Origin of the sequence: Methylobacterium sp. Leaf465, from assembly GCF_001424705.1 — a bacterium.
Lineage (GTDB): Bacteria > Pseudomonadota > Alphaproteobacteria > Rhizobiales > Beijerinckiaceae > Methylobacterium.
The window spans coordinates 239,754-259,853 of the sequence record NZ_LMRA01000023.1 but is presented as its reverse complement, the minus strand read 5'-3'; the positions used below and the strand labels follow the sequence as shown (position 1 = coordinate 259,853).

17 protein-coding genes are annotated in these 20,100 nt (G+C 69.9%); 8 read left to right on the top strand and 9 right to left on the bottom strand.

Features of this window, described 5'->3' with window-relative positions:
* Position 1 precedes the first annotated feature (1 nt).
* From ASG51_RS13430 to nudC, 4 genes are read left to right on the top strand one after another with little or no spacing between them, the layout of a single operon-like run.
* A complete protein-coding gene (locus tag ASG51_RS13430) occupies positions 2 to 640 on the top strand; it encodes a cytochrome b/b6 domain-containing protein (protein ID WP_244479858.1) in 639 nt (212 codons plus the stop codon).
* Positions 640 to 1,419 carry a molybdopterin-dependent oxidoreductase gene (locus ASG51_RS13425; protein ID WP_056381310.1) on the top strand — a complete coding sequence of 260 codons (780 nt, stop codon included), beginning with the start codon at positions 640 to 642 and terminating at the stop codon, positions 1,417 to 1,419. The genes ASG51_RS13430 and ASG51_RS13425 overlap by 1 nt, the downstream gene beginning before the upstream one ends.
* Before the next feature lie 46 nt (positions 1,420 to 1,465).
* Positions 1,466 to 1,882, top strand: a complete 417-nt coding sequence (locus ASG51_RS13420) for an HIT domain-containing protein (protein WP_056352557.1) — start codon at positions 1,466 to 1,468, stop codon at positions 1,880 to 1,882.
* A 4-nt stretch (positions 1,883 to 1,886) separates the two neighbouring features.
* Positions 1,887 to 2,792 carry an NAD(+) diphosphatase gene (gene nudC, locus ASG51_RS13415; RefSeq protein ID WP_056381308.1) on the top strand — a complete coding sequence of 302 codons (906 nt, stop codon included), beginning with the start codon at positions 1,887 to 1,889 and terminating at the stop codon, positions 2,790 to 2,792.
* Positions 2,793 to 2,810: 18 nt separating this feature from the next.
* Here nudC and ASG51_RS13410 read toward each other — a convergent pair whose 3' ends face one another.
* Complete coding sequence (locus tag ASG51_RS13410) at positions 2,811 to 3,767, bottom strand: D-2-hydroxyacid dehydrogenase family protein (RefSeq protein ID WP_056381306.1); 957 nt, start codon at positions 3,765 to 3,767, stop codon at positions 2,811 to 2,813.
* A 160-nt stretch (positions 3,768 to 3,927) separates the two neighbouring features.
* On the opposite strand from ASG51_RS13410, the gene ASG51_RS13405 reads away from it, so the two are divergent.
* The 3 genes from ASG51_RS13405 to ASG51_RS13395 all read left to right on the top strand — a co-directional run bounded on the left by ASG51_RS13405 (position 3,928) and on the right by ASG51_RS13395 (position 8,859).
* Positions 3,928 to 7,251: an error-prone DNA polymerase gene (locus ASG51_RS13405; protein WP_056381304.1), complete on the top strand. Its 3,324-nt coding sequence runs from the start codon at positions 3,928 to 3,930 to the stop codon at positions 7,249 to 7,251.
* Positions 7,252 to 7,387: 136 nt separating this feature from the next.
* A complete protein-coding gene (locus ASG51_RS13400) occupies positions 7,388 to 8,374 on the top strand; it encodes a histidine kinase dimerization/phosphoacceptor domain -containing protein (protein ID WP_056214823.1) in 987 nt (328 codons plus the stop codon).
* 29 nt (positions 8,375 to 8,403) lie between these two features.
* Positions 8,404 to 8,859 carry a hypothetical protein gene (locus ASG51_RS13395; protein WP_056275370.1) on the top strand — a complete coding sequence of 152 codons (456 nt, stop codon included), beginning with the start codon at positions 8,404 to 8,406 and terminating at the stop codon, positions 8,857 to 8,859.
* Between the two features lie 63 nt (positions 8,860 to 8,922).
* Here ASG51_RS13395 and fae read toward each other — a convergent pair whose 3' ends face one another.
* On the bottom strand, positions 8,923 to 9,462 hold the full coding sequence (gene fae, locus ASG51_RS13390) for a formaldehyde-activating enzyme (RefSeq protein ID WP_056214816.1): 540 nt from the start codon (positions 9,460 to 9,462) through the stop codon (positions 8,923 to 8,925).
* Positions 9,463 to 9,680: 218 nt separating this feature from the next.
* Between fae and ASG51_RS13385 the strand changes: the two genes are divergently transcribed.
* Complete coding sequence (locus tag ASG51_RS13385) at positions 9,681 to 9,896, top strand: hypothetical protein (protein ID WP_056381302.1); 216 nt, start codon at positions 9,681 to 9,683, stop codon at positions 9,894 to 9,896.
* Here ASG51_RS13385 and ASG51_RS13380 read toward each other — a convergent pair.
* The 7 genes from ASG51_RS13380 to ASG51_RS13350 all read right to left on the bottom strand — a co-directional run bounded on the left by ASG51_RS13380 (position 9,893) and on the right by ASG51_RS13350 (position 20,087).
* Entirely contained in the window at positions 9,893 to 10,339 is a 447-nt protein-coding gene (locus ASG51_RS13380) for a hypothetical protein (RefSeq protein WP_056275367.1), read from the bottom strand. The two genes, ASG51_RS13385 and ASG51_RS13380, sit on opposite strands and share 4 nt — an antisense overlap.
* A 143-nt stretch (positions 10,340 to 10,482) precedes the next feature.
* Entirely contained in the window at positions 10,483 to 14,235 is a 3,753-nt protein-coding gene (metH, locus tag ASG51_RS13375; RefSeq protein ID WP_056381300.1) for a methionine synthase, read from the bottom strand.
* A 137-nt stretch (positions 14,236 to 14,372) separates the two neighbouring features.
* Positions 14,373 to 15,290 (bottom strand): methylenetetrahydrofolate reductase [NAD(P)H], encoded by a 918-nt coding sequence (metF, locus tag ASG51_RS13370; protein ID WP_056214808.1) that lies wholly within the window; start codon positions 15,288 to 15,290, stop codon positions 14,373 to 14,375.
* A gap of 76 nt (positions 15,291 to 15,366) precedes the next feature.
* Entirely contained in the window at positions 15,367 to 16,392 is a 1,026-nt protein-coding gene (locus tag ASG51_RS13365) for a metalloregulator ArsR/SmtB family transcription factor (protein WP_056381297.1), read from the bottom strand.
* A gap of 75 nt (positions 16,393 to 16,467) precedes the next feature.
* Entirely contained in the window at positions 16,468 to 17,367 is a 900-nt protein-coding gene (locus tag ASG51_RS13360; protein WP_056381295.1) for an ROK family protein, read from the bottom strand.
* A 24-nt stretch (positions 17,368 to 17,391) separates the two neighbouring features.
* The gene (locus ASG51_RS13355; RefSeq protein WP_056381294.1) at positions 17,392 to 18,795 is read right to left on the bottom strand and encodes a dicarboxylate/amino acid:cation symporter; all 1,404 of its coding nucleotides are present in this window, start codon (positions 18,793 to 18,795) and stop codon (positions 17,392 to 17,394) included.
* 368 nt (positions 18,796 to 19,163) lie between these two features.
* Positions 19,164 to 20,087 (bottom strand): hypothetical protein, encoded by a 924-nt coding sequence (locus ASG51_RS13350; protein ID WP_056352871.1) that lies wholly within the window; start codon positions 20,085 to 20,087, stop codon positions 19,164 to 19,166.
* Positions 20,088 to 20,100 lie beyond the last annotated feature (13 nt).

The following is a 20,100-nucleotide window of genomic DNA, read 5'->3' as shown; positions in this document are numbered from 1 at the left end:
GTTGGCGATCGTCCCCGAAACACCGTCGCGCCTCGTGGTGATTCACCCGCTCGTGGTGCGGATCACCCACTGGATCAACGCCGTCGCGGTGTTCTGCATGCTGTTCAGCGGCTGGGCGATCTACAACGCCTCGCCGCTCTTTCCCTTCGTATTTCCCAAATGGGCCACTCTCGGCGGCTGGCTCGGCGGCGCCCTCGCCTGGCACTTCGCCGCGATGTGGCTCTTCGCCCTCAACGGCCTCGCCTACCTCGCCTACGGACTCCTGGCCCGGCACTTCGCCACCAGCTTCCTGCCCCTGAGCCCGGGCGCGATCTGGCGCGACGCCCGCGCGGCCTTGCGACTGCGGCTGAGCCACCGGATCGGGCGCTACAACGCCGTCCAGCGCCTCGCCTACCTGATCGCCATCGTGCTCGGCCTCCTCCTCGTCGCCTCCGGCTGCGCCCTGTGGAAGCCCGTGCAGTGGCAGACCCTGGCCAACCTGTTCGGTGGGTATGAATGGGCGCGGCGGGTCCATTTCGGCGCCATGGCGGGTCTCGCCGGCTTCATCCTCCTGCACCTCGCCCTCGTGGTCATCGTGCCGAGCACGCTGCTGGCGATGATCACCGGGCGTGCCCGCATCACCGAGGAGACCTCCGCCTGATGTCCCGCGATCCCGAAACCGCCGCCCGCCTGAAGGCCCTGCGCAGGGACATCGCCCCGGACCTCGCCAGCCTGGAACGACGCATGCTCCTGCGGGGCGGCCTCTCGGTCGGCGCCCTGACGCTCCTGTCCGGCTGCGATCTCTCCACGGGGAGCAACGGCACCCTGGCCGACCGGGTGCTCTGGGCGATGTCGCGGGCCAACGACCGGGTCCAGCAATGGCTGTTCGACCCCACGACCCTGGCCCCCACCTACCCGGCCTCGATGATCGATACGCCGTTCCGCTTCAACGCCTTCTACCCGCCGGACAACATCCCGGAGATCGACGAGTCGACTTGGACGCTCGAGGTCTCCGGCCGGGTCGCCGACAAGACGCCATGGACGCTGGAGAAGCTGCGCGCCCTGCCGCAGGAGAGCCAGATCACCCGGCACATCTGCATCGAGGGCTGGAGCCAGATCGGGCAGTGGAGCGGCGTGCCGCTGCGGACCTTCCTGGAACGGAGCGGCGCCGACCTGACCGCCAAGTATGTCGGCTTCAAATGTGCCGACCGCTATTACGGCAGCCTCGACATGCCGAGCGCCCTGCATCCCCAGACGATCCTGGCCCTCGATTTCGCCGGCCAGCCTCTCGCGCCCGAGTACGGCTATCCGCTCCGCGTCCGGGTGCCGACGAAGCTCGGCTTCAAGAGCCCGAAGCACATCGCAGCGATCTTCGTGACCAACGATTATCCAGGCGGCTACTGGGAGGACCAGGGCTACAATTGGTTCAGCGGGATCTGAAGCCGGCCCTCGCATCGGCCACGGTTGCGCGCTACATCGCAGCGACATGGAACCCGACTTCGCCCTCGACCCGCAGCTCGCCGCCGACACCGTGCACGTGGGCGACCTCACCCTCTGCAGCGTCCTCCTCATGGACGATGCCCGCTTCCCCTGGCTGATCCTGGTGCCGCGCCGGGCCGGCGCCAGCGAGATCACGGACCTCGCGCCGGAGGATGCCCGAAGCCTGATGGATGAGATGCGGATCGCCACCGGGGTGATGCTGGCGCTGGCCAAGCCCGACAAGGTCAATGTCGCGGCCCTCGGCAACGTGGTGGCCCAGCTCCATGTCCACGTGATCGGGCGCTTCCACTCCGATCCGGCCTGGCCGAAGCCCATTTGGGGCATCGGCACCGCGACCCCCTACCCGCACCATGCCCGCGCCCAGATGATCGAGCGCATCGGCGCCCTGTTCGCGGCGGCCTGAGGCGATGGTCGATGCCTCGGGCCAGCTCGGCTACGTCCACAGCCGCCTCGTGCGCCACTCCGCCGAGAGCGCGTCCGCGATCCCCGACCTCGACGCGCCCGGCGCGCGGATCGTCGTCCTGGCCGGCGACCGCGTCGTACTGGCCGGCGACACGGCACTCCTGACGCCGGAGGTGGCCGCCCGGACAGGCCCGCGCAGCCTGACGCTCTATCTCGGCCGCCTGGATGGCGACCCGGTCTTCGCCGCCGCCGTTCCGGCGGAGCTGGCCGAGGGCCTCGAGGCCGATCCGGGATTCCGGACCAACGACCTGCGCAGCCTCGCCGGCGAGGGCCGGATCGCGCCCCATGAACTCGGGCTCCTCGCCACGGCGAAGTCGCTGCTCGGCTGGCATGCGCGTCACGGCTTCTGCGCCCAGTGCGGAGCGCCGACGACCCTCGCGGCCGGCGGCTACCGCCGCGAATGCACGGCCTGCGGGACGCATCACTTTCCCCGCACCGACCCCGTGGTGATCATGCTGATCACCCGGGGCGATGCCTGCCTGCTCGGGCGCTCGCCGCGTTTCCATGAGGGCATGTATTCCTGCCTCGCCGGCTTCCTGGAGCCCGGCGAGACCGTCGAGGACGCCGTGCGGCGCGAGACCTTCGAGGAGGTCGGCCTGACCATCGGCGCGGTGCGCTACCACGCCTCGCAGCCCTGGCCATTCCCGTCCTCGCTGATGATCGGCTGCGTGGCCGAGAGCCTCGACGCGACCATCACCCTCGATCCGGAGGAACTCGCCGACGCGCAATGGTTCTCGCGGCACACCGTCGCGGCGATGCTCGAGGGCCGCCATCCCGACGGCCTGACCACGCCGCCCCCCCTGGCGATCGCCAACCTCTTGATGCGGGCCTTCGTGGACGGGCGGGCCTGAGGCCCCGCCCCGGCCGGCTCATCCCAGGACGCGGATCGGCGCCCCATCGAGGAAAGCACGGATGTCCTCCACGATCTCGGGGAAATAGGTGCGGTAGTTCCGCTCGGTCACGTAGCCGAGATGCGGCGTCGCCAGCACGTTGGGCAGGGTGCGCCAGGGCGAATCCGGCGGCAGCGGTTCAGTCTCGAAGACGTCGAGGCCGGCACCGGCGATCCGGTTCTCGGTGAGGGCGGCCAGGAGGGCGGCCTCGTCCACGATCGCGGCGCGGGAGGTGTTGATCAGGAACGCCTCGGGCCGCATCCGGCGCAGGGCCGCGTCGTCGACGAGGCCGCGGGTGCGCGCGCCGAGGACGAGGTGGATCGAGACCACGTCGCTCGCCGCCAGCAGCGCCGCCAGCGAGGGCGCGAGGGCGACGCCCTCGGCCGCGGCCCGCTCGGCCGTGAGATGGGGACTCCAGGCGCTGACCTCCATGCCGAAGGCCTGGCCGATCCGGGCGACCCGGGCACCCGTCTTGCCGAGACCGACGAGGCCGAGACGGCGGCCGGCCAGGTCGCTGCCGACGCTCGACTGCCAGGGTCCGCCCGTCCGCAGGGCCTGCACCTCCGGCACGAGGTGGCGGGCGAGCCCGAGGATCAGCGCCCAGGTCAGCTCCACCGGCGGCTCGGGGTGGCTGGCGGTGCCGCAGACCGTGACGCCGTGCGCCCGCGCGGCGGCCAGATCGATCGAGGCGTTGCGCATGCCGCTGGTGAGGAGGAGCTTCAGCTTCGGCAGCTGCGCGAAGAGGTCGGCCGGGAACGGCGTGCGCTCGCGCATCATCACGACGATTTCGCAGTCCCGGATCGCCTCGACCAGCGCCTCCCGCGACGCGAAGGTGGTCCGCAGGTCGCGCAGGGTGAGGCGGTCCGACAGCCCAGACCAGTCGGCCATGGTGGGGCCGACGCCCTGGTAATCGTCGAGGATCGCACAAGTGAGCATGGGACATCCTGTCAGGGGAGGACCGGGCTAACGCACAGCGAACAGCTTGGCCAGCCGCCCTCGAGACTTTGACTCCGCGACGCGAAACCGGCACCCCGGGATCCGAAACGATCACGATTCGTTCTCGACTGCAGACGGGTGCAGCGGAGCCGGGAGGAAGATGGGGTCGATATCCGAACCGCCCGCCTATGCCGAGCTCGCCGTCACCACGAACTTCTCCTTCCTGCGCGGGGCCTCGCATCCCGGCGAGATGGTGGGGCAGGCCGCCGAACTCGGGCTCCACGCCATCGGCATCGCCGACCGCAACACCCTGGCGGGCGTGGTGCGGGGCCATGCCGAGGCGAAACGGCGTGCCGCTGCCGGCGAGCCCGGCATCCGCTTCCTGCCCGGCGTGCGCCTCGTGACCGAGGAGGGCTTCGAGGTCGTGGCCTACCCGATGGACCGGGCCGCCTATGGCCGCCTGTGCCGGCTCCTCACCCTCGGCAACCGCCGCTCCGAGAAGGGCCAGTGCCGGTTCGATTTTTCGGAGCTCCTGGCTGCCAGCGAAGGCCAGATGCTCATCGCGGTTCCGCCGGAGCGGCTGGGCGACGACGACCCCTTCCTCGGCCATGTCCGCCAGCTCGCCGCCGAGGCCCCCGGCCGGGTCACCCTGGCGGGGAGCCACCGCCGGCGCGGCGACGAGCGTCGCCGCCTCGGGCGCCTGGCCGCCTGGGGCGAACGCCTGGGCGCCCCCCTGGTGGCGGTCTCGGACGCGCTCTACCACCACCCGGACCGGCGTCCCCTGCAGGACATCGTCGCCTGCATCCGCGAGGGCTGCACCCTGGCGGCTGCGGGCTATCGCCTGGAGGCCAATGCGGAGCGCCACCTGCGGCCGGCGGCCGAGATGGCGCGCCTCTTCGCCGATCATCCCGAGGCCCTGGCCCGCACGATCGAGATCGCGGAGACCTGCAGCTTCTCCCTCGACGAACTGACCTACGAATACCCCGACGAGCCGGTGCCGCCGGGTTTCAGCGCACAGGGCTATCTGACCGACCAGGTGATGAAGCGCGCCCAATGGCGCTATCCCGATGGCATTCCCGAACAAATCGTGAACACGATCCAGGATGAGCTGCGGCTCATCGAGAAGATGAACTATGCGCGCTACTTCCTCACCCTGTTCGACATCGTCGAGTTCGCGCGCAAGCGGGGCATTCTGTGCCAGGGGCGCGGCTCGGCGGCCAATTCCGTGGTCTGCTACTGCCTCGGCATCACGGCGGTCGACCCCACCGAGATCCGGCTGCTGTTCGCCCGCTTCATCTCGGAGAACCGGGCCGAGCCCCCCGACATCGACGTCGACTTCGAGCACGAACGCCGCGAGGAGGTGATCCAGTACCTCTACGACCGCTACGGCCGCGACAGGGCCGCGATCTGCGCCACGGTGATCCACTACCGCCCGCGCAGTGCCATCCGGGAGGTCGGCAAGGTCCTCGGGCTGCCCCCCGACATCACCGGCGTGATGGCCGACACGGTCTGGGGCTCCTGGGGCAAGGACCTGCCCGACGCGCATATCCGGCAGGCCGGGCTCGACCCGGACAATCCGCGGATTCGGCAGGCGCTGGAACTCGCCCACGCGCTGATCGGCTTCCCGCGCCACCTGTCGCAGCATGTGGGCGGCTTCGTACTGACGCGCGGACGCCTCGACGAGACCGTGCCGGTGGGCAACGCCGCCATGGCGGACCGCACCTTCATCGAATGGGACAAGGACGACATCGACGTCCTCGGCCTGATGAAGGTCGACGTGCTGGCGCTCGGCATGCTGAGCTGCCTGCGCCGGGGCGTGGATTTCCTGGCACGCGATTACGGGCACGACTATCCGACGCTGGCCGACCTGCCGCGCGCGGACGAAGCCACCTACGCGATGCTGGCCAGGGCCGATTCGGTGGGCGTGTTCCAGGTCGAGAGCCGGGCGCAGATGTCGATGCTCCCGCGCCTGAAGCCGCGGGAATTCTACGACCTCGTGGTGCAGGTGGCGATCGTCCGGCCGGGGCCGATCCAGGGCGACATGGTCCACCCGTACCTGCGCCGCCGCCAGGGGATCGAACCGGTCGAATACCCCTCACCCCATCCCGATCACGGGCCGGCGAACGAACTCGAGAGTGTGCTCAAGCGGACCTATGGCGTGCCCCTGTTCCAGGAGCACGCGATGCAGATCGCCATCACCGCCGCCGGCTTCGAGCCGCACGAGGCCGACGGCCTGCGCCGGGCCATGGCCACCTTCCGGCACAACGGCCAGATCGTGAACTTCCGCACCAAGTTCGTCGAGGGCATGGTGACGCGCGGCTACCCGCGCGACTTCACCGAACGCTGCTTCAAGCAGATCGAGGGCTTCTCCACCTACGGCTTCCCCGAGAGCCATGCGGCGAGCTTCGCCCTGCTGGTCTACGCCTCAGCCTGGATGAAGTGCCGGCATCCCGACGTCTTCCTCGCCGCGATCCTCAACTCCCAGCCGATGGGCTTCTACCAGCCGGCGCAGCTCGTGCGCGACGCTCGCGCCCACGGGGTCGAGGTGCGCGGCGTCGACGTCAATGCGAGCGATTGGGACTGCACCCTCGAACCGGCCCTGGAGCCCCCGCCCCCCGGCGTCCCGCGGCGCTTCGCCGTGCGCCTCGGCCTGCGCCAGGTGAGCGGGGTGCCGCAGGCCGCCATGCACCGCCTCGTGGCTCTGCGGGGCAACGGCTATGCCAGCATCGAGGGCCTGCAGGCGGCCCTCGCCCTGCCCCGCAATGCCCTGGAGCGGCTGGCGGAGGCGGATGCGTTCCGCTCCCTCGATCTCGACCGGCGGGCCGCCCTCTGGGCGGTGCGGACCCTGGAGGGCACCTCCGCCCGCAAGGCGGCCCTGCGGACCGACGGCGACCGGCGGGCGCATCTCCTCGACACGCCGATGCCGCTCTTCGCCTTCCATGCCGATGACGGGCTGTTCCGGGCCGAACCCGCCGTGGCCCTGCCCGCCCTGGCGGCCTCGGAGCACGTGGCGGAGGACTACGCCGCCACCGGCCTCTCCCTGAAGGGCCACCCGGTGGCGTTCTTCCGGACGCGGCTCGCCCGGATCGGCGCGATCCCGGCTCGCGACCACCACGACGGGTCCCGCGTGGCGAACAATGCCCGCGTCACCGTGGCGGGGCTCGTCCTCACCCGGCAGCGGCCGGGCACGGCGCGCGGGACGGTGTTCCTGACCCTGGAGGACGAGACCGGGATCGCCAACGTCATCGTCTGGCGCGACGTGTTCGAAGCCAACCGCGCGACCGCCATGGGCGCCCGCTTCCTGGCGGTGCGCGGCCGGGTGCAGCGCCAGGGCCTCGTGGTGCACCTCCTGGCCGAACAGTTCCGCGACCTCTCGTCCGCCTTGCGCGACCTGCGCGCCGGCGGCCTGCGGCTACCGCCCGAGACCACCGATTTCGGCGCCCCGGAGGATCGACGAATTTACCGCAGCCGCGATTTTCATTGAGGCCGAATCGCGACTACGGGCCGAACCCGCTGGCCACTCGGCCTGCCCAAGACTAGAGCTGTTCCAAACCTCGACGAGACCCACGACGCTGCCCCACTCATCGACACACGCCCCCTGGTGGAAAGGCTGGCAGGTCGTGCATGCGACCGAGCGCCTGCGCGCGCGCGCGTGGCTGGGCGAGGGGGCCGCCCTGACCGCTTCGGCCCTCGCCCTCGGCCTGCGCTTCGCCCTCGACGACATCCTGCCGCCGGGCTTTCCCTACCTGACGTTCTTCCCGGCCGTGATCCTCACGACCTTCTTCTTCGGCCTGCGGCCCGGCATCACCTGCGCGGCCCTGAGCGGCTTCGCTGCCTGGTACTTCTTCATCCCGCCCGCCAGCACCTTCCTCATCGACGGGCCGACCGCCCTGGCCCTGTGCTTCTACGTGTTCATCGTCGCGGTCGACATCGCGCTGATCCACGTCATGCACCGGGCGGGCGAGCGGCTGCGCACCGAACGGCAGGTCTCTGCGGGGCTCTACGAGCAGCAGCGCACGATGTTCCAGGAGCTGCAGCACCGGGTCGCCAACAACATGCAGTTCGTGGCCGCCCTGCTGACCCTGCAGAAGCGCAAGGTCGGCAACGATCCGAAGGCGGCGCTCACCGCCCTCGACGAGGCCCGGGTGCGGCTGGAGACGATCTCGCGGATCCATCGGCGCCTGTACGACCCGAGCAGCATCGAGCGCCCGGTGGGGCAGTACCTCAAGGAACTCTGCACCGATCTCCTCGACGCCACGGGCGCCCAGAACATCGTCTGCCTCGTCGACACGCCGCCCCTGCGGTTCGATCTCACCCAGCTCACCACCCTGTCGCTCCTCGTGGTCGAGGTGGTGACCAACGCCCTGAAGCACGCCTTCCCGGACGGGCGGCGGGGCACCATCACGATCCAACTCGAGCAGCTCGATGCGGAGCGCCTGCAGCTCGTCATCGCCGATGACGGGCGCGGCATGCCCGCGGATTTCGACCCGGACGCCACGCGCAGCCTCGGCTTCCGCATCGCACAGGGCCTCGCCGGACAGCTCGGCGGCCAGCTCACCTACAGCAACGAGGGCGGCACGGTGGTCCGCCTGGCCTTCACGCCCTGAGGGGCCTCACCTCCCCGGACAGCCCGACCATGCGATTGCGCAGCGCCCTCCTCCCCCTCCTCCTCGGCGCGAGCCTGCTCGGACCCGGCCTCGCATGGGCCGACGCGTGCGACGACCTCGCCGCCCGGATCGCCAGCGCCATGGGTGGAAAGGTCGGCCGGCGCACCGGCCCCAGCATCGACCTGCGGGTCCCCGGCGGCCTGAAGCTCGACCTGACCTGCCGGGCGGAGCCCATCGTGCAGGCCGCCTCCTCCGACCCGACGCCCTCGGCCGCCTACTTCGCCGATCTCGCCCTGGCGGCCGAGATCGTGGTCGGCGAGGGTGCCGGTGCGGTCCAGGCCGCCATCGCCACGGCGCACGCCACCGCCCTGAAGGAGCGGCGCAAATCCTTCATCCAGCAGAACGGCTGGTCGGCGAGCTGCTACACCGACGCCAGCGGCTCGATCCGCACCCTGTGCTCGGTGGGACGGATCCCGCCGGGTTAGGAGGCTCCTTCTCCGGATGCGCGGATCACCCTGGATCCGCGCCCCGTCGCAGCTCCGAAAGGATCAGTACTCGATCACGTCTTCCAGGGCGTAGTGCTTCACCGTCTTCCGGTTGGCGATGAGCTCGTCGATGGTCGGCTCGCCCTTCATGGCGCGGCTGATCGCGAGCTTCGTCGCCTCGTAATTCGTCCGGTAGAGATCCTTGCGGTCGACGTCCGGGTCGGATCCGCAGCGCTCGTCCAGCCAGATCATGATGATCATGCAAAGCTCGTCGAGCCCGTCCTTGGGCAGGACGCCCTCGATCACGCAGTCGATGATGGCATCCCCCGTGGCGGCCTGGACGACACCGCCAAGCAATTCGGCATACTCGGCGGTATGAATCGTGACCTTCGTGGTCATCATCGTGGCCGGGCGTACGAGTTGGTTGAGATCGCGCACCACGAACATCCGGGTGTGGCCCTGGACCTGGCCCATCATGCCGGCGAAGGCCTGGCCCACCGGGCCGCGGGTGGAACCGATCAGCACCTCCGGCATCGCGTCGGTGTACTGCCCTTCCGCCGCGAGCACGGTCGCCTCGCCGGTACGGAACCAGATCTCGGACATGGGGTCTTCCTTCCCTGAATGATCGCCGTGCCCCGGGGGCCGGGATGGGTCGGGGCGCACAAACACCAGAGGGCGGCACGGCGTCAATCGCGGGGCGGATCTTCCGGCCCCTGGCCTCACGCCATCGGATCAGTCATGCAGGATCGGTTATGCAAGATCGGCTATGCAGGACCGCCGGCGACCGGGAGGGTCGAGGGCACGGGAGAGGCGCAAAGCCCATGAGCGGAGAACGGGACTGGAGCATCGCGGTGGCGGCCGCGCCTGACGGGGTCCGGGTCGAGATCGGCTTGCCCGGTACGAACGGCGCCCCGGTCACGGCGATCCTCGCCCTCGACCGCGAGGAGGCCCGAACCCTGGCGCGGGCGCTGCTGGCGGCATCGGGCGACGCGATGGAGCGGACGTTTCCCCGCACCTCGGGCTCCGGCGAACGCTAGAGACCGACGCGGTTGCTGCGGCCCGGCAGGGTCTGCACCTTGGCGTCGCGGGACTCGATCGGCGCCGCACAGGTGTAGGTGAACTCGGTCTGCAGGTCGGTGAACACGGTCTCGCCGCGGACCCGGCAATCCTCGCGCCCCGTCTCGTTCAGGTAGGTGCGCGCCGCTTCGCGGAAGCGCTTGACCCGGGTCAGGGCCGGATCGCCGCCGGCGAACGCATCGTCGATGCCGCAGCCGGTGGTCTCGCGCAGGGCGTTGGAGACGATCAGCATCTTGCGGACCCGGCGCTGGTCGTAGACCTCGTAGGGGTCCTTGCAGCCGATGGTGACGACCTGGGGCGTCAGGCTGACATAGGTCTTGGAGATGTAGGCGAAGCCGGTGCAGCCCGAGGCGATCAGCCCGAGCGCGACGGTGGCGACGAGGGAGCCGGTGAGCCGGTACACGATTCAGACGCCCTTCGCTGGTCTCGGGCCATGGTCGGTCCGGATCGGCATTGAAGCGCAGGCGCGCCCACGGTCAAGCCTCCGCCGGCCACATCCCGGTGTGATTCGATCCCGCCCCGGCTTCCGGGACGGGATCGCGCATCCTACTCGGCGGCGGCCGCGAGGTAGCGGGCCGGATCGTAGTTCAGGATGGGGCCGAGCCAGCGCTCGACCTCGCGCACATCCATGTCCTTGCGGACGGCATAGTCCTCGACCTGGTCGCGCTCCACCTTGGCGACGCCGAAGTAATGCGCTTCCGGATGGGCGATGTAGAGGCCCGAGACCGAGGAGCCCGGCCACATGGCGTAGGACTCGGTGAGCTTCACGCCGATGCGCGATTCCGCCTTGAGGAGATCGAACAGCGTGACCTTCTCGGTGTGGTCGGGCTGCGAGGGATAGCCGGGCGCGGGACGGATACCGGCATATTCCTCGCGCACGAGGTCTGCCGGCGTGAAGGTCTCGTCGGCGGCGTAGCCCCAGAACTCGCGGCGGACCCGCTCGTGCATGCGCTCGGCCAACGCCTCGGCGATGCGGTCGGCGAGCGCCTTGACCAGGATCGAGCGATAATCGTCGTTGGCCCGCTCGAAGCGCTCGGCGATGCGCACCTCCTCCAGGCCCGCCGTGACGACGAAGCCGCCGACATAGTCGGCGATCCCCGTCTCGGCCGGCGCGACGAAGTCGGACAGGCAGGTGTTGGCGCGCCCGTCGCGCTTCGTCAGCTGCTGGCGCAGGCCGAAGAAGGTCGCGAGGGTCTCCGAGCGGCTCTCGCCGGTGAACAGCGTGATGTCGTCGCCCAGGCTGTTCGCCGGCCAGAAGCCGATGATCGCCTTTGGGTTGAACCAGCGCTCGGAGACGATCTGGGCCAGCATCTCCTGGGCGTCGTCGAACAGGGCCTTGGCGGCCGGCCCCTGGTTGGGATCCTCGAAGATCGCCGGGTAGCGGCCCTTGAACTCGTAGGTCTGCAGGAACGGCGTCCAGTCGATGTAGGGCACGAGGTCCGCGACCTCGTAGGAGCTGTAGACCCGCACGCCGGTGAAGCTCGGCTTCTTCGGCTGGTAGCCCGACCAGTCGATCCGGAACGGGTTGGCGCGGGCTTTCGCCAGCGGTAGGCGCTGCTTGTCGAGCTCCGAGCGGGCATGGGCGTCCGAGACCTTGCGGTACTCGGCGCGGATGTTGGCGATGGTCGAATCCCGCGTCTCCTTCGAGAGCAGGCTGGAGACCACGCCGACGGCGCGGCTCGCATCGGTGACGTAGACGGTCTGGCCGCGGTTGTAGGAGGGATGGATCTTCACCGCCGTGTGGACGCGGCTCGTGGTGGCGCCGCCGATGAGGAGCGGCACGTCGAAGCCCTCGCGCTCCATCTCGGCCGCGACGTGCACCATCTCGTCCAGCGACGGGGTGATGAGGCCGGACAGGCCGACGATGTCGACGTTCTCGCGCTTGGCGACGTCGAGGATCTTGGCCGCCGGCACCATCACGCCGAGGTCGATGATCTCGTAGTTGTTGCAGGCGAGCACGACGCCGACGATGTTCTTGCCGATGTCGTGGACATCGCCCTTCACGGTCGCCATCAGGATCTTGCCAGCGGCCTGGCGCTTGCCGTCGCCGCCGTTGGCGAGCTTCTCCGCCTCCATGAAGGGCTCGAGATAGGCGACCGCCTGCTTCATCACGCGGGCCGACTTCACCACCTGCGGCAGGAACATCTTGCCCGAGCCGAACAGGTCGCCCACCACGTTCATGCCGGCCATGAGCGGGCCCTCGATGACGTGGAGCGGACGCTCCACCCCGAGGCGGGCCTCCTCCGTGTCGGCGACGATGTATTCGGTGATCCCGTTGACGAGCGCGTGCTCAATGCGCTTCTCGACAGGCGCCTCGCGCCAGGACAGGTCGGCGGTCTTGGCCTGGACGCCGCCGCCGGACTTGAAGCGTTCGGCCGCCTCCAGCAGGCGATCGGTGGCGTCGTCGCGCCGGTTGAGGACGACGTCCTCGCAGAGTTCGCGCAGCTCGGGCGGCAGCTCGTCGTAGATCGCGAGCTGGCCGGCATTCACGATGCCCATGTCCATGCCGACCTGGATCGCATGGTAAAGGAACACCGCGTGCATGGCCTCGCGCACCGGCTCGTTGCCGCGGAAGGCGAAGCTGAGGTTCGAGATGCCGCCCGAGATGTGGGCGTGGGGTAGGGTCTCGCGGATGGTCTTGGTCGCCTCGATGAAGGCGACGCCGTAGCCGTTGTGCTCCTCGATGCCGGTGGCGACGGCGAACACGTTCGGGTCGAAGATGATGTCTTCCGGCGGGAAGCCGACCTCTTCGGTCAGGACCCTGTAGGCCTTGGTGCAGATCTCGACCTTGCGCTCCAGCGTGTCGGCCTGGCCCTGCTCGTCGAAGGCCATCACCACGATCGCCGCGCCGTAGGAGCGGCACACCCGGGCGTCGTGGACGAACTTCTCGACGCCCTCCTTCATGGAGATCGAGTTCACGATCGCCTTGCCCTGGACGCACTTGAGCCCGGCCTCGATGACGTGGAACTTCGAGGAATCGATCATCACCGGCACGCGGGCGATGTCGGGCTCGGCGGCGACGAGGTTGAGAAACTCCACCATCGCCTTCTCGGAGTCCAGCAGACCCTCGTCCATGTTGACGTCGATGATGCTGGCGCCCGCCGCCACCTGGTCGCGGGCGACGTCGAGAGCGGCGGCGTAGTCGCCGGCGGTGATGAGCTTCCTGAACTTGGCCGAGCCGGTGACGTTGGTGCGCTCGCCGACGTTCACGAAGGGGATCTCCTTCGTCAGCGTGAACGGCTCCAGGCCCGACAGGCGCATCAGGCGCGGCACTTCGGGAATGGCGCGGGGCTTCACGCCCTCTACGGCCCGCGCGATGGCGCGGATGTGGTCCGGCGTGGTGCCGCAGCAGCCGCCGACCATGTTGACGAGGCCGGCGGTGGCGAACTCGCCCACCAGCTTGCCCATGGCCTCGGGGCTCTCGTCGTAGAGGCCGAACTCGTTGGGCAGGCCGGCATTCGGGTAGGCGCAGACCAGGGTGTCGGCGATGCGCGACAGCTCCGAGATGTGTCCGCGCATCTCCTTGGCGCCCAGCGCGCAGTTCAGCCCGATGGTGAGCGGGCCGGCGTGGCGGAGCGCGTTCCAGAATGCCTCCGGGGTCTGGCCCGAGAGGGTGCGGCCGGAGAGGTCGGTGATCGTACCCGAGATCATGATCGGCAGAACCATGCCCCGTTCCTCGAACACCGCCCAGGCGGCGGCGACCGCCGCTTTGGCGTTCAGCGTGTCGAAGATGGTCTCGATCAGGATGAGCTCGGCGCCGCCATCCATCAGGCCGCGCACCTGCTCCTCGTAGGCCTGTTTGACCTGGTCGAAGGTCACGGCCCGGTAGCCGGGATTGTTGACGTCCGGCGAGATCGACAGGGTGCGGTTGGTCGGGCCGATGGCGCCGGCCACGAAGCGGCGGCGGCCGTCTTGGCGCTCGGCGAGCTGGGCGGCCTCGCGGGCAAGGCGCGCGCCTTGCGCGTTCAGCTCGTGGATGATCGATTCCATGCCGTAATCGGCCTGGGCGATCGTGGTGCCCGAGAAGGTGTTGGTCTCGCAGACGTCGGCCCCGGCCAGGAAGTAATCGAGGTGGATCTGCCGGATCGCGTCGGGCTGGGTCAGGATCAGGAGGTCGTTGTTGCCCTTCTGGTCGTGCGCATGGTCGCCGAAGCGGTCACCGCGGAAGTCCGCCTCGCCGTAGCCCAGGCGCTGGATCACAGTTCCCATCGCCCCGTCGAGGACGAGGATTTTCTCGCCCGCGCGCTGGCGCAGGGCGGCTTCGATCTCTTTTCCGTCGACGGGGCGCAGGTCGGTCATGGGTTTCTCACGCGTCGTTCCGGGACCGCGGCGCGGCACCCGGAACCCGGAACCGCGACGGGTCCGGACAGTGAAGTTCGACAGGGTCGGCGTGTCGGATCCCGGACTCGCCTTCGGCGCCCCGGGATGACGTTTGCTTATGCCGCCTTGGCGGCGACCTTGGGTGCCTGCGCCCGCAGGCCGAGCACGTGACAGATGGCGTAGACGAGGTCGGACCGGTTCATCGAGTAGAAGTGAAAGTCGTTGACGCCGTGGTCGACGAGGTCGAGCACCTGCTCGGCCGCCACCGCCGCCGCCACGAGGCGCCGGGTCTCGACGTCGTTGTCCAGCCCCTCGAACCGGGCCGCGAGCCAGTACGGCACCGAGGCGCCGGTCCGGCGGGCGAAGTTCGCCGCCTGCTTGAAGTTCTGCACCGGCAGGATGCCGGGGATGATCGGGATGTCGATGCCGGCGGCGCGCACCTTGTCGACGTAGCGCAGGTAGATGTCGTTCTCGAAGAAGAACTGCGTGATCGCCTGGTCGGCGCCGGCATCGACCTTGGCCTTCAGGGCGTCGATGTCGGCGTCGAGGGAGGAGGCCTCCGGGTGCTTCTCCGGATAGGCCGAGACCGAGACCTTGAAGTCGCCGATGCGCTTGATGCCGGCGACGAGATCGGAGGTCTGGGCGTAGCCGCCCGGATGCGGCCGGTAGGCCGTTCCGATCCCGTCCTGCGGGTCGCCGCGCAGGGCCACGATGTGGCGTACGCCGGCATCCCAGTAGGATTGCACGACGGCGTCGATCTCCTCGCGGGTGGCGTCGACGCAGGTGAGGTGGGCGGCCGGCTGGAGGCTCGTCTCCTTGACCATCCGCGCGACGGTGTTGTGGGTGCGCTCGCGGGTGGAGCCGCCCGCACCGTAGGTCACCGAGACGAATTTCGGCTGCAGCGGCGCGAGGCGCTCGATCGAGGACCAGAGGATCTTCTCCATCTCCTCGGTCTTCGGGGGGAAGAACTCGATGGAGACACGGATCGGACGATAGCTGTCGCGGCTGGCGCGATGGTGGGAGGCGGAAGGCATCGGGTCGTCCTCTCTGTCGATCGGTTCAGACGGTCGTCGATCAGGTTCGGGTGCAGGTGGAAACGGGCCGTCGCCCTCAGGCGACGGCCCGCTCCGGGATCATCTCGGGCGCGGGGGCCGCCCTCTCGGCCGCATCGGTGGCCAGCCAGAGGGTCACGGTCAACTGGTCCTCGACCTCGCCGGTGGGGGCGAGGTCCCGGGTGGTGACGGTGGGCAGGCCCGCATCGTTGAGCCAGCCCGTCACCTGCTCGGGCGCGAAGCCGAGACGGCGATGGGCCTGGGCCTCGCGCAGGAACTCGAGGTCGTGGGGGGCGAAGTCCACCACCAGCAGGCGCCCGCCGGGGGCGACGAGACGCGCGGCCTCGCGCAGGGCCCGGGTCGGATCGTCGAGGTAGTGCAGCACCTGATGGACGACGACGAGGTCGAACCCGCCGCGCCCGAAGGGCGGCGCGTGAATGTCGCCCTGGCGCAGGTCGACCCGCGACAGGCCGAGGCGTTCCAGGTTCGCCCGCGCCACCGAGAGCATCGCGTGGTTGGAATCGAGCCCGACCGCCCGGGCGGCGCGGCCCGCCAGGAGCCCGAGCATGCGCCCGGTGCCGGTGCCGAGATCGACGAGGTTCTGGATCGGCCGGTCGCCGAGCACGTCCAGGACCGCGGCCTCGACGATGGCCTCCGGCACGTGCAGCGAGCGCAGATGGTCCCATTTGGGGGCGAGACGGGCGAAGAAGGCCTGGGCGGCCTCGGCCCGCTGGGTGCGCACGGCCTCCAGGCGGGCGAAATCCTCCGAGAGCGGCGCCCGGGCGGCATCGAGCCCGGCCACCAGCGGCTCGACCAGGGAGGCCCGATCCTCCACAAGGCGGAAGAAGGCCCAGGCCCCCTCGCGGTGCCGCTCCACCAGACCCGCCTCCACGAGCAGCTTGAGATGGCGCGAGATGCGCGGCTGCGACTGGCCCAGAATGTCGGTCAAATCGGAAACCGAGAGCTCTCCGGCGGCCAGAAGTGCGAGGATGCGCAGGCGCGTCTCCTCGGCCGCCGCCCGCAGGATGGCGAGGGCGTCCGGAAACGGTATGGCCGTGGCCGAGGAAGGTCCCGCGTTAGACATAAAGATATCTTTATGTGAAAACGAAAGCCCTGACAAGCGCCTCGGGCACCCCATTGGGATCGATCGCGCGGTCGTTCAGGGCCCGTTCCAGAGCCAGGCCGCCCCGCGGACACCGGAGGCGTCGCCGTGCCGGCTCGGGCGGATCGGCGTGTCGAACGCATCCGAGAAGACGTGCGGCGCCACGCGTTCGGGGAGGCCCGCGAGGATCTCCGGCACCCGCGAGAGGCCGCCGCCGATGACGATGACGTCCGGGTCGATCAGGTTGACCCCGTGGGCGATGCCGCGCCCGAGGCGATCCAGGTAGCGGTCGACGGTCGCCCGGGCCTCCGCGTCGCCCGCCCGCAGGGCCGCGATCACGCCCTCGCCCCGGGTCGCCGTACCGGTGCGGCGGGCGTGGTCGGCGGCCAGCGCCGGACCGGAGACCCAGGTCTCGAGGCATCCGTGCCGGCCGCAATAGCAGGCGGGGCCGGGACGCTCGTCGTCGCGGGGGGATGGCAGCGGGTTGTGGCCCCACTCGCCGGCGATCCGGTCACGTCCCGAGAGGGCACGGCCCCGAAGGGCCATCCCGGAGCCGACGCCGGTCCCCAGGATGATGGCCCAGACGACGGGCAGGCCGGCGCCGGCGCCGTCCACGGCCTCGGAGACCGCGAGGCAGTTGGCATCGTTCTCGAGACGCACCGGGCGGGCGAGACCTCGCTCGAGATCCTGCGCGAAGGGCCGGCCGTTCAGCCAGACCGAGTTCGCGTTCTTGACGAGTCCGGTCCGCGGCGAGATCGCGCCGGGCATGCCGATGCCGACCGTGCCGGGGGCTCCCGCTCGCGCCTCCAGGTCGCAGACCAGTCCCGCGATGGCCGTCAGCGTCGCGGCGTAATCGTCTCGCGGCGTGGCGATCCGCTGCTCGGCCCGCGTCGTGCCATCGGACGCGAGGGCGATCCCGGCGATCTTGGTGCCGCCGAGATCGATGCCGATGCGCAGAGGTTCGGACAGGACCGGGTCCCGTCAGCGCGCCGCGGCCGGGATCGGGGACGCCGCCGCGGCGGTGGCGCTCGACTCCATCTCGGGTGCGTGGTCGGAGATGTCGGTGCCGATGGAAACCGGGTGCGCCATGACCTGGCGCAGCTTCTCCGTGTCGAGCTCGCCCTCCCAGCGGCTGACCACCACGGTGGCGACGCCGTTGCCGATGAGGTTCGTAATGGCGCGGCACTCCGACATGAACTTGTCGACGCCGAGGATCAGGGTCATGGCCGCCACCGGCACGGGGTTGTTGGGGATGGCGCTGAGCGTGGCCGCCAGGGTGATGAAGCCCGCGCCGGTGACGCCGGACGCGCCCTTGGAGGTCAGCATCGCCACCAGGATGATCGTGGCGTACTGGCCGAAGGACAGGTCGGCCCCCACGGCCTGGGCCAGGAACAGCGAGGCCAGGGTCATGTAGATGTTGGTGCCGTCGAGGTTGAACGAGTAGCCCGTCGGGATCACGAGGCCCACCACCGAGTCCGACGCGCCGAGGCGGCGCATCTTCGTCATCATGTGCGGCAGCACGGTCTCGGAAGACGACGTGCCGAGGACGATCAGGAGCTCGTCCTTGATGTAGGCGAGGAACTTGAAGATCGAGAATCCGGCGACCCGGGCGATGCCGCCGAGCACCAGGATCACGAACAAGAAGGCGGTGACGTAGAAGGTGCCGACGAGCCAGGCGAGGTCGATCACCTTGCCGATGCCGTACTGGCCGATGGTAAAGGCCATGGCGCCGAAGGCCCCGATGGGGGCGAGCTTCACCACCAGGCCGATGATGCGGAAGAAAATCTGCCCGGCCGTGTCGATGGCGTGGGTGATGGCCTCGCCGCGCTGGCCCATCCCGGTGACGACGACGCCGGTGAGGATCGAAATCAGCAGCACCTGCAGCAGGTCGCCGGTGGCGAAGGCGTCGAAGAAGCTCTTCGGGATCAGCGCCATGACGTGGCCGGTCACCGAATCGTCGGCGGCCATCTTGGCGTATTTCTCCACGGCCTTGGCATCGAGCTTGGTGACGTCGGCATTGAAGCCGGCACCCGGCCTGACGACCTCGCCCACGAGAACGCCGATGAGCAGCGCGATGGTGGAGACCACCTCGAAGTAGACGAGCGCCTTCAACCCGACGCGGCCGACCTTCTTCAGGTCGCCGATCGAGGCGATGCCGTGCACGATGGTACAGAAGATGATCGGCGCGATCATCATCTTGATCAGGGCGATGAAGGCATCCCCGAGCCACTTGACCGACTTGCCCCATTCGGGCTGCAGCCAGCCGAGGAGCACGCCGAGGGCGATCGCGATCAGCACCTGGATGTAGAGCACCTTGTACCAGGGCTCCTTGACCGGACGTGGGACCGCGGCCGGTGCCGTTCCGTACGTCGTCGCCTGGGCCATGATCCCTCCCGCTGCGCTCTGCGCAACCCACCGATTGTTAATCCCGACGCTAGCCAGTTTATTCGCGTCGCTCAATCGCGGGCGGTGGGCTGCAATGACAAACCACGAGCGCTTACATGCCCTTCGCGGGAAAAAGTCCCGGCGGCGGGCAGGCAGACTGGCGCCGGGAGATCGCCAGTTTCGGCTCTCGGCGCGGATGCGGATCTTCGGCACGGGTGCCTGCCGGCGCTCGCGCGAGGGCCGGCCGGGTGGGACAGGCCTCGCCCCACGCGTCGCCGGCCGCTCGCGCCCATCGCACCGCGCCGGCGCCCGTTCCGGCCCGGATCACCCGGAGTGCGGGGCGAACCGCCCTGTCCGGCGACGGTCGCTCAGGTCTGCTGCGTGCGACGGGGACGAACGGTCCAGCGCTCGAACTCGGCGGCGATGTCGTCCTCGCCGCGCGCGGCGCCCTTCGGCTGCGGGTTGCCGAGCGCCTGCGACAGGCTCTCGATCACGTCGTCGATGCGGGAGTCGATGGCGGGCGCGCCCTCGGCGGCAGGCTCGCTCGCGGGCTCCGGCTGTGCGTGCGCATCCCCCGCCTCGGGGACCGCGGCCGCCTGCGCCTCGACCGGAGCAGGCTCCTCGGCCGGAGGAGCGGGCGCGGGTGCGGCCTCGGCGGCGACCGGTGCCGCCGCCGCGCTTCCGCCCGCGACCCGGCGCAGCGCCTTCATCATCCCGTCGCCGTCACCGGCATTGGTCTTCGGGGCGCCGTAGCGCCCGAAGCCGAAGCGCGGCTCGATCAGGTCGAGAACGGCGTCGAGGGCGGCATTGGACAGGCCGATCTCGCCGGGATGCGGCACGCCCTGAAGGGCCACCGCGTGCCGGTCGTAGCTCGGATCGCCGGTGACCTCGGGACCGAACCAGGCCGGCACCGGGAAACCCTGGCCCTCGTCGGCGCCGTCGAAGGACACGCTCACGAGGTCGAACTCGCCGGGCGCCACGTAGCGGTCGATCAGCGCCTCGCGGCCGCCGCCGAGGGCGAGCGCCGTGCGGTCATAGGCGGCCTTGCCCGAGCAGACATCCATCAGCGCATCGCCGTGCGCGCGCGGCACATCGGTGCGCTCTTCGCTGGACGTTCCGTCCGGTGCGGTGGTCACCAGGACGAGGTGGCAGGCCTGCCCGTCGACCCGGACGTACGAGACGCGGCCGGCCTGGGGGGCGAAGTAGCCCTCTGTGATCCGGGAGCCTCCGCGCTCCTTGCGGATGAGGCGGACCAGGGCGGGGGCCACGAGAAACCGGCGTACGAGGCTCATCGACATTCTCCGC